13 protein-coding genes are annotated in these 14648 nt (G+C 33.4%); 10 read left to right on the plus strand and 3 right to left on the minus strand.

Features of this window, described 5'->3' with window-relative positions:
* The first annotated feature begins 53 nt into the window (after positions 1 to 53).
* The gene (locus tag R3L15_RS07895) at positions 54 to 1682 is read left to right on the plus strand and encodes an ABC transporter substrate-binding protein (RefSeq protein ID WP_338730984.1); all 1629 of its coding nucleotides are present in this window, start codon (positions 54 to 56) and stop codon (positions 1680 to 1682) included.
* Here R3L15_RS07895 and R3L15_RS07900 read toward each other — a convergent pair.
* The gene (locus R3L15_RS07900; RefSeq protein ID WP_338730985.1) at positions 1679 to 2854 is read right to left on the minus strand and encodes a GlmU family protein; all 1176 of its coding nucleotides are present in this window, start codon (positions 2852 to 2854) and stop codon (positions 1679 to 1681) included. The two genes, R3L15_RS07895 and R3L15_RS07900, sit on opposite strands and share 4 nt — an antisense overlap.
* Positions 2855 to 2977: 123 nt before the next feature.
* Positions 2978 to 3229, minus strand: coding sequence for a type B 50S ribosomal protein L31 (locus R3L15_RS07905; protein ID WP_338730986.1), 252 nt, complete (start codon positions 3227 to 3229; stop codon positions 2978 to 2980).
* 160 nt (positions 3230 to 3389) lie between these two features.
* Between R3L15_RS07905 and R3L15_RS07910 the strand changes: the two genes are divergently transcribed.
* The 7 genes from R3L15_RS07910 to R3L15_RS07940 all read left to right on the plus strand — a co-directional run bounded on the left by R3L15_RS07910 (position 3390) and on the right by R3L15_RS07940 (position 10306).
* The gene (locus tag R3L15_RS07910) at positions 3390 to 3920 is read left to right on the plus strand and encodes a DUF4199 domain-containing protein (protein ID WP_338730988.1); all 531 of its coding nucleotides are present in this window, start codon (positions 3390 to 3392) and stop codon (positions 3918 to 3920) included.
* Positions 3921 to 3960: 40 nt separating this feature from the next.
* Positions 3961 to 4908, plus strand: coding sequence for a glycosyltransferase family 2 protein (locus R3L15_RS07915; protein WP_338730990.1), 948 nt, complete (start codon positions 3961 to 3963; stop codon positions 4906 to 4908).
* 61 nt (positions 4909 to 4969) lie between these two features.
* Positions 4970 to 6694, plus strand: coding sequence for a phospho-sugar mutase (locus tag R3L15_RS07920; RefSeq protein WP_338730992.1), 1725 nt, complete (start codon positions 4970 to 4972; stop codon positions 6692 to 6694).
* Complete coding sequence (locus R3L15_RS07925) at positions 6695 to 8524, plus strand: ABC transporter ATP-binding protein (protein WP_338730993.1); 1830 nt, start codon at positions 6695 to 6697, stop codon at positions 8522 to 8524.
* 261 nt (positions 8525 to 8785) lie between these two features.
* A complete protein-coding gene (locus tag R3L15_RS07930) occupies positions 8786 to 9328 on the plus strand; it encodes an RNA polymerase sigma factor (protein ID WP_338730994.1) in 543 nt (180 codons plus the stop codon).
* Positions 9329 to 9360: 32 nt separating this feature from the next.
* Positions 9361 to 9855, plus strand: coding sequence for a hypothetical protein (locus tag R3L15_RS07935; RefSeq protein WP_338730995.1), 495 nt, complete (start codon positions 9361 to 9363; stop codon positions 9853 to 9855).
* A gap of 1 nt (position 9856) precedes the next feature.
* Positions 9857 to 10306 (plus strand): sensor of ECF-type sigma factor, encoded by a 450-nt coding sequence (locus R3L15_RS07940; RefSeq protein ID WP_338730996.1) that lies wholly within the window; start codon positions 9857 to 9859, stop codon positions 10304 to 10306.
* 15 nt (positions 10307 to 10321) lie between these two features.
* Here the strand turns inward: R3L15_RS07940 and R3L15_RS07945 are convergent, their stop codons facing one another.
* Positions 10322 to 11368, minus strand: coding sequence for an oxidoreductase (locus R3L15_RS07945; protein ID WP_338730997.1), 1047 nt, complete (start codon positions 11366 to 11368; stop codon positions 10322 to 10324).
* Between the two features lie 100 nt (positions 11369 to 11468).
* On the opposite strand from R3L15_RS07945, the gene R3L15_RS07950 reads away from it, so the two are divergent.
* Together R3L15_RS07950 and R3L15_RS07955 are read left to right on the plus strand one after the other, a co-directional pair.
* A complete protein-coding gene (locus tag R3L15_RS07950) occupies positions 11469 to 12683 on the plus strand; it encodes a methyltransferase domain-containing protein (RefSeq protein ID WP_338730999.1) in 1215 nt (404 codons plus the stop codon).
* Between the two features lie 4 nt (positions 12684 to 12687).
* Positions 12688 to 14574, plus strand: coding sequence for an endonuclease (locus R3L15_RS07955; RefSeq protein WP_338731001.1), 1887 nt, complete (start codon positions 12688 to 12690; stop codon positions 14572 to 14574).
* Positions 14575 to 14648: the final 74 nt, after the last annotated feature.

Consider the following 14648-nt stretch of genomic DNA (forward strand, 5'->3'; position numbering starts at 1 on the left):
CTAAAATTTATCTTTACAATTAAATGGCTGCAAATTTACAACTAAATAATAGAATGATAAAACCCTTACTACCAAACTTAAATGCTTTAATATATTATTTTACAATTAGTTGTGCTGTACTATGTCTTATTTCCTGTGAAAAAAAAGCAACTAATAACAATGATAATTTAGTTTTTCGCTATAACGAACATAAAAATATTGGTTCTCTGGACCCTGCATTCTCTAAAGATCTGGCCGATATTTGGGCTACCAATCAGTTGTTTAACGGTTTGGTTGAAATGGACGACAGCCTTAACGTAAAACCAAGTATTGCTAAACATTGGGTAATAACCGATAGCGCCAAGACGTACACGTTTACTTTACGACATGATGTTTGGTTTCATAAGCATCATTTATTTGGAAAAGATTCTACGCGAACAGTTACTGCTTATGATTTTGAGTATAGTTTTAACCGGCTTATTGACCCTAAAGTGGCTTCTCCTGGAAGTTGGGTTTTAAATAAAGTTGAAGGGTTTAAAGCGGTAAACAGTTCAACCTTTCAAATACAATTAAAACAACCTTTCCCTGCGTTTTTAGGATTGTTAACCATGAAGTATTGCAGTGTTGTTCCAAAAGAAATTGTAACACATTACGGAAGTAAATTTAGAGCAAACCCAATAGGGACTGGGCCATTTAAGTTTAAACGCTGGGAAGAAAACATCAAATTGGTATTTAGGAAAAACCATAACTACTTTGAGGCCGATTCTAAAGGTGAAAAACTTCCTTACTTAGAAGCTGTTGCTATTACATTTTTGCCTGACAAACAAAGTGAATTTTTGCAATTTGCGCAAGGTAACATTGATTATGTTTCTGGACTTGATGCATCTTATAAAGATGAGATTTTAACTGCAAAAGGCCAACTTCGAAACAACTATGCTAAAGATGTAAATATGATTCGCGGGTCATATTTAAATACCGAATATCTAGCATTTTATATGGATTCTGAGATTCCTGAAATTCAATCTAAATTACTTCGGCAAGCTGTTAATTATGGGTTTGACCGCAAAAAAATGATGACCTACTTACGCAACGGTATTGGTATTCCTGCCAATGGTGGTTTTATTCCAAAAGGATTGCCTGGTTATAATGAAGATATAGGATATGATTATCAACCTGAAAAAGCTAAACAATTAGTCACTCAATTTAAAACCGAAACAGGTATAACAGCTCCAGAAATTACCATAACCACTACTAGTAATTACCTAAGTTTTTGCGAGTATATTCAACGTGAATTACAAAAAACAGGGTTAACCGTTACTGTTGATGTTATTCCTGCTGCCACTTTAAAAGATGCCAAAGCCAATGGCAAATTGGATATGTTCCGTGCCAGTTGGATTGCCGATTATCCTGATGCCGAAAATTATTTATCCCTGTATTACAGCAAAAATTTTGCGCCAAATGGCCCAAATTACACACATTTTTCTAGCAAGATTTTTGATCAATTATATGAACAAGCTTTTAACGAAACCAATACAAAAGCTCGTGAATTGCTTTACACAAAAATGGATAGCCTTGTAATGCAGGAAACTCCCGTTGTAGTCATGTTTTATGATGAAGTTGTACGGTTTACTAGAAAAAATGTTACCGGTTTAGGGATAAACCCAACCAATTTGCTAGACTTAAAACGTGTTCGTAAAAATTAACTTCGTCTAAACTTAGCCGTTTCTTCAAAAACGTGCTCTAGAATGGCTTTGTCTGTATCGGAAAGCTCTACATTTCTGCGAGACATAACTACTTTAGCAACTTCAAAAGCTTTTTTAGTTAAATACGTTGTAAATCCGTTGTTGCCTCCCCATGAAAAACTAGGCACAAAGTTTCTTGGAAAACCACTACCGAAAATGTTAGCACTTACACCAACTACTGTTCCTGTATTAAACATGGTATTTATGCCACATTTACTATGATCGCCCATCATTAAGCCACAAAATTGTAAGCCTGTTTTAGCAAAACTTTCGGTTTCGTAATTCCATAAACGGACTTCGGCATAATTATTTTTTAAATTAGAATTGTTACTGTCGGCACCAATATTACACCATTCGCCAAGCACAGAATTTCCTAAAAAGCCATCATGTCCTTTATTAGAGTAGCCAAAAATTACCGAGTTATTAATTTCGCCACCAACTTTACTGTAAGGTCCAACTGTGGTTGGTCCATAAATTTTAGCCGACAACTTAACCGTAGCATTGTCGCACAAGGCAAATGGCCCACGGATTACGCTACCTTCCATAATTTCGGCGTCCTTACCAATATATATCGGCCCATTTTCGGCATTTAATGTTACAAAATTTAGTTTAGCGCCTTCCTCTATAAAAATATTTTCTGAGGATAAAGTATTTACTGTTTTTGGTATAGGCTGTGAGGTTTTATTTTTAGTTAATAAATCATAATCGGTTTCAATTGCAGCACCGTTTTTACTAAAAATATCCCAGGTGTGTTCAATTTTTAAAACATCTTCTGAAAACTCTATAGCTTCATAAGCTTGTAAAGCTACATCGTCTTGCGAATCTTTGGTGTAAAAAGCAATGACATCTTCATCTTGAAAAATGGCTTGATTTTCTTTAAGGTTTTTAATCATTTCTATCAACTCATAATTTGGTAAGAAGGAAGCATTTATCATAATATTGTCTTCCATCTCTACCATAGGAAACTTATCAGACAAGTAATCCTCGGTCACCGTTGTTGTGGTAATTCCTAAAAAGGCTTCCCACTTTTCGCGTATGGTAAGAATACCTACTCTTAAATCTGCTACAGGTCTTGTATAGGTAAAAGGCAACAAGTTATTTCTTGAAGGACCGTCAAAAAGGATGTAGTTCATTTGGTTGAAAATTTAGGTTGATATAGAACGTTGTATTATCTCAAAAATAGCTTAATTATAGCAACAAAAAAAAGCCTTCAGTAAAAAACTGAAGGCCTAACAAAAATTATATTTAACGCTATATTACTTTTTAAATTTAGCGTATTTGTTTTTAAACTTATCAATACGACCAGCAGAGTCTACTAACTTAGACTTACCAGTGTAATATGGATGTGATGTTCTTGAAATCTCCATTTTAACCAATGGATACTCAACACCATCAACCTCAATAGTTTCGTTTGTATTGGCTGTAGATTTTGTTAAAAATACATCTTCATTTGACATATCTTTAAACGCTACCATTCTATAATTTTCTGGATGTATTCCTTTTTTCATCACTAAATTCTTTAATCGTTTCGGTTTTTTCGAGGTGCAAATTTAAGCATTTTTTACAATTGAACAACTCTTTTTTATATTTTTTATTATGTTAAAGTTTTGTAACGTTTTGGTATCTTTGTTTACTAACTAAACATAATCAACTAAAAACACAAACATAATGGAAAAATCAGTAAAATCAATTGCAATTAATTACGGTCTATATCTTGGTGGTATCTTAGCCTTATTTTCTGTTTTAGCTTATGCTATAAATTTAGATTTATATACAAAAGTGTGGTATGGTATTGCGTTACTATTAATTGTTATTGTATTTGGTATTATCTCTACTGTAAAAACCAAAAGTGCCTTGCAAGGTATTATCAGTTTTAAAGAAGCGTTTACATCGTACTTTTTAACGGTTCTTATAGGAATTGCTATTAGCTCTGTAGTGAGTATTTTAATTTTTAATGTAATCGATCCCGAAGCTGCTATTGTATTAAAAGAAAAAATTGTTGACTCGCAAGTGCAAATGATGAGAAACTTTGGAGCTCCAGAAGAAGCCGTAGCCGAAGCTGTAGAAAAAATGGAAGCTGAAAGCAATATGTTCTCTATAGGAAATGTTCTACAATCATTAGTTTTTCAACTAGTAGGATTTAGTATTGTAGGCTTAATCGTTGCTTTAGTTTTGAAAAAGAACGAAGAAAACGCTTAAAATTCTTACTTTTGAATATTGTTTTATTTAAACGCATTCAATGAACATATCAGTAGTCATACCACTACTTAACGAACAAGACTCTTTAAAAGAATTATACGATTGGATTGCAGAGGTTATGCAGTCCAATCGTTTTTCTTATGAAATTATTTTTATTGATGATGGTAGCACCGATAATTCATGGAACACCATTCTACAGCTCTCCAAAGCTAATAAGCATGTAAAAGGTATTCGCTTCTTAAAAAACTTTGGCAAATCGCAAGCTCTACACGCAGGGTTTCATGAAGCTAGTGGCGATGTTGTTATAACGATGGATGCCGACTTACAAGATAATCCTGAGGAAATTCCAGAACTGGTTTCCATGATTACTAAAGACGGTTTCGATATGGTTTCTGGTTGGAAAAAGAAACGTTACGATAATACCTTTACAAAAAACCTTCCGTCTAAATTATTTAATTGGGCAGCACGAAAAACATCTGGTGTTAAGCTACACGATTTTAATTGTGGTTTAAAAGCTTACCACATTAATGTGGTTAAAAATATTGATGTTAATGGTGAAATGCATCGCTACATCCCCGTATTGTCTAAAAACGCTGGATTTATAAAAATTGGTGAAAAAGTAGTGAAGCATCAAGCCAGAAAATACGGCGAAACTAAGTTTGGCATGGATCGTTTTATACATGGTTTTTTAGACCTAATTACCATTTGGTTTTTATCGCGTTTTGGCAGAAGACCCATGCATTTATTTGGCGCTTTAGGTGTTATTATGTTTGCTATTGGGTTTAGTTTTTCACTATATTTAGGTATAGATAAACTCATTTTAAACCCTTCTGGAAGATTAATTACACAAAAACCACAATTTTACATTGCCTTAGCCACGATGATTATTGGAACCCAATTTTTTGTCGCTGGTTTTTTAGGCGAAATCATCCTAAGAACAAAACAAGACAAAAAGCGCTATTTAATTAAAGACAAACTTAATTTTTAACCACCTAACAGTTCTTTTTACAAGTTGAACAACTCAATTTTTTTGTATTAAACCTTAAGAAATGACACATTTAAAACCTGAAATACAAAACCAAGTTAACACCTGGTTAACCCCTACTTTCGATGAATCAACTCAAAACGAAATAAAAGAGCTCCTTACTAACAACCCTAAAGAACTAGAAGAAAGCTTTTATAAAAATTTAGAGTTTGGTACAGGCGGCATGAGAGGTGTTATGGGCGTTGGAACCAATCGTATTAATAAATATACGCTTGGAAAAAACACCCAAGGGTTAAGTAATTATTTAAAAACACAATTCCCTGGTGAAGACTTAAAAGTGGTTATTGCTTACGATTGCAGAAACAATAGTAACACGCTAGCAAAAGTAGTAGCCGATGTCTTTTCGGCAAACGGTATACAAGTTTATTTATTTGAAGACTTACGCACAACACCAGAATTATCCTTTTCCGTAAAATATTTAAACTGCCATTGCGGTATTGTTTTAACCGCTTCGCACAACCCACCAGAATACAACGGTTACAAAGTATATTGGCAAGATGGCGGCCAATTAGTTCCACCTCAAGATGGAGAGATTATATCAGAAATTAACAAATTAGATTATGCTGAAATTAAATTTGAAGCTAACAATAATTTAATTGAATATATTGGCGAAAAAGTTGACAATGCTTTCATTGATGCATCCGTAAAAAATGCGAATTTCACTTCAAATGAAGCCAAAGACAACCTTACAATTGTGTTTACCTCGTTACATGGTACATCCATAACTACGATTCCAGAAACTTTAAAACGTGCTGGCTACAAAAATGTTCATATTGTAGAAGAACAGGCTACACCAAACGGTAATTTCCCTACGGTTAAGTCGCCAAACCCAGAAGAACCAGCAGCCTTAAAAATGGCTTTAGATTTGGCTGAAAAAGTAAAGGCCGATATTGTTATCGGTACAGATCCCGATAGCGATCGTCTTGGTGTCGCAGTTAGAAACTTAGAAGGCGAATTAACCCTTTTAAATGGTAATCAAACTATGGTTGTCATGACAGAGTTTTTACTCAACAAAGCAAAAAACAACGGGTTACAAGGCAATGAGTTTATTGGTTCAACAATTGTGTCAACACCAATGATGGAAGTTCTTGCTAATGATTATGGCGTGGAATATAAAGAAGGACTTACCGGGTTTAAGTGGATTGCCAAAATGATAAAAGACTTCCCTAATCAAGACTTTATTGGTGGTGGTGAGGAAAGTTTTGGCTTTATGGTAGGCGATTTTGTTCGCGATAAAGATGCTGTAACTTCTACCCTTTTAGCTTGCGAAATAGCGACAAAAGCAAAAACCGAAGGAATTTCTTTCTATGAAAAATTATTACAACTATATGTAACACAGGGGTTTTATAAAGAGCGTTTAGTTTCCATAACCAAAAAAGGGATTGAAGGCGCTCAGGAAATCAAACAAATGATGGTTGATGCTAGAGAAAATCCTAAATCTGAAATTAACGGTTCAAAAGTAGTTACTCTAGAGGATTACAAAATAGCAATTGCTAAAAATTTAATTCAAAATACAGAAAGCCCAATTAATGTCCCTAAATCTAATGTCTTAATTTATTACACTCAAGACGGTAGTAAAATAGCATTAAGACCAAGCGGCACCGAACCTAAAATAAAGTTTTACATTAGTGTAAACACCAAATTAGACAATGTGGCAGACTTTAAACAAACGGAACAAGAATTGGAAACTAAAATTGATGCTATCCTAAAAGATATGCAGCTTAATTAGATGAAAAAAATAATAAACCAATTACTTCCCTTTATCAAGAAATTTAAAAGACACGTATTTTTTAATGTGTTTTTTAATTTACTCTATGCCTTTTTTAGCGCTTTAGCATTTATCTCATTAATACCAATGCTAAATGTATTATTTGATAAAACAGCCATTGTTAAAGAAGCCCCAAAATGGGAAAGTATTTTAAAAATAAAAGACTACGGCGAGCAATTATTAAACTATAAAGTAAGTGGTTATTTAGAAGATGGAAATCCACAAATGGCCTTAGTAATTGCCGTAGTTATTGTTATTTCCACTTTTTTATTAAAAAATATGTTTGGTTATTTTGCCATGCAACATGTTATGTATCTTAAAAATGGTGTTTTAACCGACTTAAGAAAAACCATGTACAACAAAATTATTAGCCTTCCTATAAGCTTTTATTCCAAACGACGAAAAGGCGATGTTATGGCTAGAATTTTAGGCGATATTAACGAAATGCAAAACTCCTTTTTTATTGTATTAGAGTTAATTGTAAGAGAGCCAGCAACCATTATTTTTTCCTTAATACTTATGTTTACTATAAGTTGGGAATTATCATTATTCGTACTATGCTTTATTCCTATAGCTGGTATTTTAATTTCAAGAATAGGAAAAAGCTTAAAAAAGAACTCCTTAAAAGCACAACAAGAATCTGGTAGATTAATTTCAATTGTTGAAGAATCATTAACAGGATTAAAAATTGTAAAAGGCTACAATGCCGAAAATATTTTTAAAAAGAACTTTATTACTTCAGCCGATAAAATTTTAAAACTGAAAAATAAAATTGGTCTAAAAAATAATTTAGCTGGACCCATTAGTGAAGTTTTAGGTATTATTACCATTGCAATTTTATTATGGTATGGTGGTAAATTAGTCCTAGTAGATAAAGTTATTGAAGGCACAACCTTTATTGCCTTTATGGGACTTTCATACGCTATACTAACACCTGCAAAAGCTATTAGCAAAGCGTCTTACAAAGTTAAAAATGGTATTGCTGCTGCAGATCGTGTTTTCGAAATACTAAAAGAAGAAGATAGCATGAAGGATTTACCAAATGCGACAAACCTTGAAACGTTTAACGATAAAATATCTATTGATAATATTTCCTTTAAATATGACGATGATTATGTTTTAAAAGACTTTTCAGTAGATGTTCACAAAGGAAAAACTGTCGCTTTAGTTGGCCAATCTGGAAGCGGAAAAAGTACGATTGCTAATCTTGTAAATAGATTTTACGACGTAAATAAAGGCAATATTTCTATTGATGGTATTAACGTTAAAAACGTAACAAAAAAGTCATTAAGAGACTTAATGGGACTTGTCACACAAGATTCCATCTTATTTAACGACACAATAAAAAACAATATTTCTTTAGGAAAACCAGACGCTACAGAACAAGAAATTATAGAAGCCTTAAAAATTGCTAATGCTTGGGAGTTTGTGCAAAGCTTACCAAACGGTATTGAAACTAATGTTGGCGATGCAGGAAATAATTTTTCTGGTGGGCAAAAACAGCGTTTAAGTATTGCAAGAGCTGTACTTAAAAATCCACCAATTATGATTTTAGATGAAGCAACTTCTGCTTTAGATACCGAAAGCGAACGCTTAGTGCAAGATGCGCTTGAAAACATGATGCGTAACCGCACCTCTATTGTTATTGCACATAGATTATCAACTATTCAAAATGCCGATACTATTGTAGTTATGCAAAAAGGAAACATTGTAGAACAAGGAAACCATAACGAATTAATGGTCAAAAATGGTGTTTATAAAAAACTGGTAGAAATGCAAAGTTTCGAATAACCTTTAAACAATACATATTAAAAAAGGACAAATCCATTTAAGGTTTGTCCTTTTTTGTTTACTGCTAGACTTGGGGCAGACTAACAATAAGTAGGTTTTCTGGTGTAAACATAACGTAATAAAATGTAAAAAGCAAGGAAAAAGTGCTTTTCATCGGTTTTTTAACGCATTTCAACGATTGTTTTCTAATGCTAAAAATTAAAAATACTTCAGAAAATAAACTTTTAATAGTTACTTTAGTCTTAATAACAAAGTGTTTAATTGATTACAGAAAAAGACTTAATAAAACGGTTAACTAATAAAGGTACAAAAGACGAAGCCTTTAAAGAACTATTACACCAATACAAAGAGCGTTTGTATTGGCATATTAGAAAAATAGTTCTGTCGCATGACGATGCAGATGATGTGCTTCAAAATACATTTATTAAAGTCTTTAAAAATATTGATAAATTTAAAGGAGATAGCCAATTATACTCTTGGATGTATCGTATCGCCACAAATGAGTCGTTAACATTTTTAAAAAAGAAATCGAAAATATTACAAATATCAGACGAAGAGTTACAACAGCAAACGATTAATAATCTAGAGGCCGATGTATATTTTAATGGAGATGATATTCAACTAAAATTACAAAAAGCCATAGCTACTTTACCCCAAAAACAACAATTGGTTTTTAACATGAAGTATTTCGATGATATTAAATATAAAGATATGGCCAAAATACTAGACACTAGTGAAGGCGCATTAAAAGCTTCTTACCATATGGCAACAAAAAAAATTGAAACCTATTTAAAGTCAAAATAAACCATTTAACAAAAAAACAGTCTAAGTATTAGATGAGTAACAATTTAAAACATAGTAAACAACACGGATTTTCAACTCCAAAAAATTACTTTGACTCTTTTGATGCTAAAATATTACAGCAATTAAAGGAAGAGGAAACGTTACACCAAGTTAAAACGCACGGTTTTAAAGTGCCAAATCATTATTTTAACGAAGTCGACAATCTTATAATTAAAAGCACATCCAAAAAAACTAAGGTTATTGCTATGCCTTTGCTTAAAAAGGCTCTCTACACAACAGGAATTGCTGCTAGTTTGTTATTAGCTTTTACGGTATTTTTTAACCAGAACAATATAAGTTTTGACGATGTAGAAACCACCTCTTTAGAAACATACATTGAAAGTGATTTTGAACTTCAAGATTTCACTACTTTTTTTACAAATGAAGACTTAGAAAACAATAGTTTTTCAGAAGTTCGTTTTTCCGAAGAACATTTAGAAAATTATATATTTAACAATACATCAATTGAAGATTTAATGCCAGAATAACATGAAAACAGTAACTATATATCTTTTCATATTAGGAATATCTTTTTCTAGTATGGCACAAAATAAAAGTAAAAAAGAAAAAATTGATGCTTTAGAAATTGCCTACATCACAGAACATTTAGACTTCACAAAACAAGAAGCACAAAAGTTTTGGCCCATTTATAATGCTTTTGAAGACAAAGAAGACAAATTACGCTATAAAATGAGAGACAAAAAGCATAATACAAACTTAAACTCTTTAAGCGAGCAAGACGCCAAAAAGCTTATTACAGATTATAATTCACTAGAAGAACAAATGCATAATCTACGTAAAAACTACACACAAGATTTGCTACAAATACTTCCTGCGAAAAAAGTATTGCTTCTTAAAAAAACCGAAGAAGATTTTAGACGCAAAATGTTTGAAGAATTTAAAAAACGTCGAAGTCAGAATTATAAAAGAAGAGATTAATCTTAATCTCTTCTTTTATGGAATAAATGTTAGTTTACATATTCTTCCTGCGCCTGCAGCATAAGCCACACTATCGTTTAAAAATCTAATGGTATAAAACCCTTCATTAGTTAAATGTGACCAAGATTCACCTGCATCGTTACTGTAATCAACTCCCTTAAATCCAACCGTAACAAGCTCCTCTCCTGCTCTATTAGGTAAATACTGAACACAACTGCGGTATCCTGGATTTTTATTTTCTGCTACTAATTGCCAGGTTTTTCCACCATCAATCGTTTTCATTTTATTGGCAGAATTATCTTCTGGATTGGTATAATCGCCACCAATAGCAAAACCAAGTAATTCATTATAAAAATCGATAGAATAAATACCCTCGGTATCTTTGTCTTTTACAATTGGAGCTTCAAAAACGTTCCACGATTTCCCTTTGTCTGGCGAATAGTAAACTCGTCCAGCGGTAGTGGCTACCCAAGTATGGTTCCCAACAATAGCAATATTGGTATTACTTGCAGCAAAAGCACCTTCATTCTCAATAGTATTTGGCAAAACATCACAAGGTAATTTGGTCCACAATTCTCCTCCGTTACGGGTAATAATTATGCTTAAACAACCATGTGTAGCATCGCCAATGGCAATCCCTTCTTTTTCATTCCAAAAAGCCATCGCATCGTAAAAAACGCCGTCGTTTTCTTCTTTGTAAACCAACTCCATATCGCCCGAATTACTGGTTTTATATAACAAAGATGGATTACCTACACTTAACATAAAAAAGTCTTCATTATTATTGGCGACTGCTCTAAATTGGATGTCAAGAGAATCATATTCTTGTTTTGAAAGTAACCATTTATCATTTTCGGCATGATACAAACCATAGGTATTATTATTGGCAGCAAAAGCTAAACTATGCTTGTCTAAAATTTCAATAGCTCTAATGCTTAAGGTGGAATCTTGTAAAATAGTTTCTAGGGCAACATTTGAAAATTGTCGTGGCTTAAACTTCCCCTCTTCTTTACAAGACCATAGAAAAACCAAACTGAATAAAGCAATATAAACACGTTTCATAAGGTGAATTTTGAAGAAAGATACATCTATTCGTTCTAATAATAAAAATATTCGTCTATTCGTGTGATTTAACGTAACTTTGCACGCTTATATAATTGAAATGCGATTACACAGAAACCTATGTTTTGCCGTTATAGATGGCTTAAACAATATATTTAACGACGGTGAATATGCCGACAAGGTTATTCAGAAACTTTTAAAGCGTGATAAACGCTGGGGAAGTCGCGACCGCTCCTTTATTGCCGAAACCACTTACGACATTGTACGCTGGAAACGCCTTTACGCCAAAATTGCCGATGTAAAAGAACCTTTTGATCGTGATAATCTTTGGCGATTATTTGCCGTATGGGCAACCTTAAAAGGTATTCGTTTACCCGATTGGAAGTATTTTGAAAACACCCCAACTCGCAAAATAAAAGGCCGTTTTGATGAACTTTCTAAAATTAGAAAATATCGTGACTCTATTCCAGATTGGATAGATGAAGTTGGCCTAGCAGAACTTGGTGAAGACCTTTGGACCAAGGAAATTGCTATGCAAAACGTGCTAGCTGATGTTATTTTAAGAGTCAATACTTTAAAAACCACAAAAAAAGAATTACAACAACGCTTACAATCTGAAGATATTGAAACCGAATTTTTAGACGGTTATCCATCAGCATTAAAACTAAAAGAACGTGCCAATGTATTTAAAACTACAGCCTTTAAAGATGGCTGGTTCGAAGTACAAGATGCGTCATCGCAATTAGTTGCCGAATTTTTAAATGTAGAACCAGGCATGAAAGTGGTTGACACTTGTGCTGGAGCCGGTGGTAAAACCTTACATATAGCGGCTTTAATGCAAAATAAAGGGCAAGTAATCGCTATGGATATTTACGAAAGTAAATTAAGAAAACTAAAAACTCGTGCTAAAAGAAATGGCGTTCATAACTTCGATATGCGTGTGTTAGATTCTACAAAACCTATTAAAAAATTATATGATAAAGCCGATCGCGTTTTAATTGATGCGCCTTGTTCCGGTTTAGGTGTTTTACGCAGAAACCCCGACGCCAAATGGAAGCTAGAACCAGAATTCTTAGATAGAATACGAGTAACCCAACAAGACGTTTTACAAAAATACTCAAGAATGGTAAAACCTGGTGGAAAACTAGTTTATGCGACTTGCTCTGTATTACCATCAGAAAATCAAGAACAAGTTGACAAATTTTTAACATCAGAATTCGGTAAAGACTTTACTTTTGTAAAAGATAACAAAGTTTTAGCACATCAATCTGGTTTCGATGGCTTTTACATGGCTCTGTTAGAAAAGAAAAAATAATACTATGAAACAATTTTACACGCTCCTTTTAACCCTAATAACAACTACCGTGTTTGCTCAAGCACCAGCAGGTTATTACGACTCTGCTACAGGAACGGGATACACACTTAAAACACAGCTTAAAGAAATCATTGATGATACTGATGATAATTTAGCAACAGAATACCTACATAACGACCAAGGTTATGATGCCATGGATGGTTTTATAGCCTCTTATGATTTAGATAATTATTACGAAACGGGTAGCAATACCATTCTTGATCCGTATTCTGAAAACCCAACAGGAGCCGATCCTTATACATTTTCACCTGCAAATGATGAGTGTGGAGAATATAGTAGTGAAGGCGATTGCTATAACAAAGAACATGTTATTCCACAATCTGTATTTAATCAAAATTTACCTATGCGTAGCGATGCACATCATTTATTACCAACCGATGGTCGTGTAAATGGCTTTAGAAGCAATTTCCCTTTTGGGGTTGTAGATAATTCACAATTAGTGTCGCAAAGTGGTATTTCAAATCCAACGCAAAACGGCTCAAAACTTGGTGGTAATTTAAATAGCGGATACTCTGCTGGATATTCAGGTACTGTTTTCGAACCTATCGATGAATTTAAAGGCGATATCGCACGTATTTATTTTTACTTTGTAACACGTTATGAAGATCAAATCGATAATTGGGGGGCTTACGCCATGTTTGATGGTAGTAATAACAAAGCTATTGCCGATCCGTTTTTAAACATTTTAATTACTTGGCATCAAAGCGATCCAGTTTCACAAAAAGAAATAGATAGAAACAATAATATTTTCAATAATCACCAAAGTAACAGAAACCCTTTTGTTGATCATCCAGAGTGGGTTGCAGAAATTTGGGATGTGACACCAGATACCGAAGCACCAACGGCTCCAACAAACTTAGTTGCTTCAAATCCAACAGATACTTCTATTGATTTAGATTGGGCTGCTGCTACTGATAATATTGCTGTAACATCTTACGATATTTATGTGGATGGCGTTAACACCTTCAATACAAACACAACAAGTTTTACAGCTACAGGGCTTCAACCTAATACTAATTACTGTTTCACTATAGTTGCTTTAGATGCCGCTGGAAACGAATCTGGTTTTAGCAACCAAGATTGTGAAACAACAACTAATAATGGCTCTTCTGGAGGCGTCGATATTTTCTTCTCGGAATATATTGAAGGTGGCAGCAACAACAAAGCTCTAGAAATAGCTAATTTTACAGGTACTGACATTACAGATATGTCTAGCTACTCGTTAAAGCTTAGTAGTAATGGTAATGCAAATTGGACAACAACCTACAGTTTCCCTGGAAATGCACAAATAGCTCATGAAGATGTATATGTTATTGCCAACGGAAGTGCCTCAATTTGCACTTCAGAATACGACGATTTAAACAACGGTATTACCGGCTTTAATGGAAATGACGCAATTGGACTATTTAAGGACGATGTTTTAATTGATATTATTGGTGCTTTAGGTGACGATACCACTTTTGCTCAAAACACAACGCTAGTAAGAAAACCTACAGTAAGCGAGCCAACAACAACATTTGATATAAATGAATGGGATAGTTATCCACAAGACAACTGTGACGATTTAGGAAATCATACACAAACGTTAAGTATTAAAGAGAATCACCTAACCAATGTAACTATTTATCCAAACCCTATAAAAGGCAGCCACATTAAGGTGTCTTCAAATAAAACCTTACAATATGAGATTTACAATATTTTAGGACGATTAGTAAGTAAAGGAGAAACAACTAATGGAAATATTGCTGTACAAATGTTGAATTCTGGTGTTTATATTTTAAAACTTTCAAACGGAAATCAGCAAATCACCAAAAAGCTAATTAAGAAATAAATTATAGCTTAACCATATTTTTAAAGGCCATCAATATTTTGATGGCTTTTTTATTTTTACAACCTTTGATTTTC

The sequence above is a fragment of the Mangrovimonas cancribranchiae genome (genome assembly GCF_037126245.1).
GTDB lineage: Bacteria > Bacteroidota > Bacteroidia > Flavobacteriales > Flavobacteriaceae > Mangrovimonas > Mangrovimonas cancribranchiae.

What these genes read in the sequence shown, in the direction of transcription:
- R3L15_RS07925 (WP_338730993.1), top strand. Translation starts at nt 6,695, where the DNA reads ATGAAAAAAATAATAAACCAATTACTTCCCTTTATCAAGAAATTTAAA.
- R3L15_RS07950 (WP_338730999.1), top strand. Translation starts at nt 11,469, where the DNA reads ATGCGATTACACAGAAACCTATGTTTTGCCGTTATAGATGGCTTAAAC.
- R3L15_RS07945 (WP_338730997.1), bottom strand. Translation starts at nt 11,368, where the DNA reads ATGAAACGTGTTTATATTGCTTTATTCAGTTTGGTTTTTCTATGGTCT.
- R3L15_RS07905 (WP_338730986.1), bottom strand. Translation starts at nt 3,229, where the DNA reads ATGAAAAAAGGAATACATCCAGAAAATTATAGAATGGTAGCGTTTAAA.
- R3L15_RS07915 (WP_338730990.1), top strand. Translation starts at nt 3,961, where the DNA reads ATGAACATATCAGTAGTCATACCACTACTTAACGAACAAGACTCTTTA.
- R3L15_RS07940 (WP_338730996.1), top strand. Translation starts at nt 9,857, where the DNA reads ATGAAAACAGTAACTATATATCTTTTCATATTAGGAATATCTTTTTCT.
- R3L15_RS07955 (WP_338731001.1), top strand. Translation starts at nt 12,688, where the DNA reads ATGAAACAATTTTACACGCTCCTTTTAACCCTAATAACAACTACCGTG.
- R3L15_RS07910 (WP_338730988.1), top strand. Translation starts at nt 3,390, where the DNA reads ATGGAAAAATCAGTAAAATCAATTGCAATTAATTACGGTCTATATCTT.
- R3L15_RS07935 (WP_338730995.1), top strand. Translation starts at nt 9,361, where the DNA reads ATGAGTAACAATTTAAAACATAGTAAACAACACGGATTTTCAACTCCA.
- R3L15_RS07920 (WP_338730992.1), top strand. Translation starts at nt 4,970, where the DNA reads ATGACACATTTAAAACCTGAAATACAAAACCAAGTTAACACCTGGTTA.
- R3L15_RS07895 (WP_338730984.1), top strand. Translation starts at nt 54, where the DNA reads ATGATAAAACCCTTACTACCAAACTTAAATGCTTTAATATATTATTTT.
- R3L15_RS07900 (WP_338730985.1), bottom strand. Translation starts at nt 2,854, where the DNA reads ATGAACTACATCCTTTTTGACGGTCCTTCAAGAAATAACTTGTTGCCT.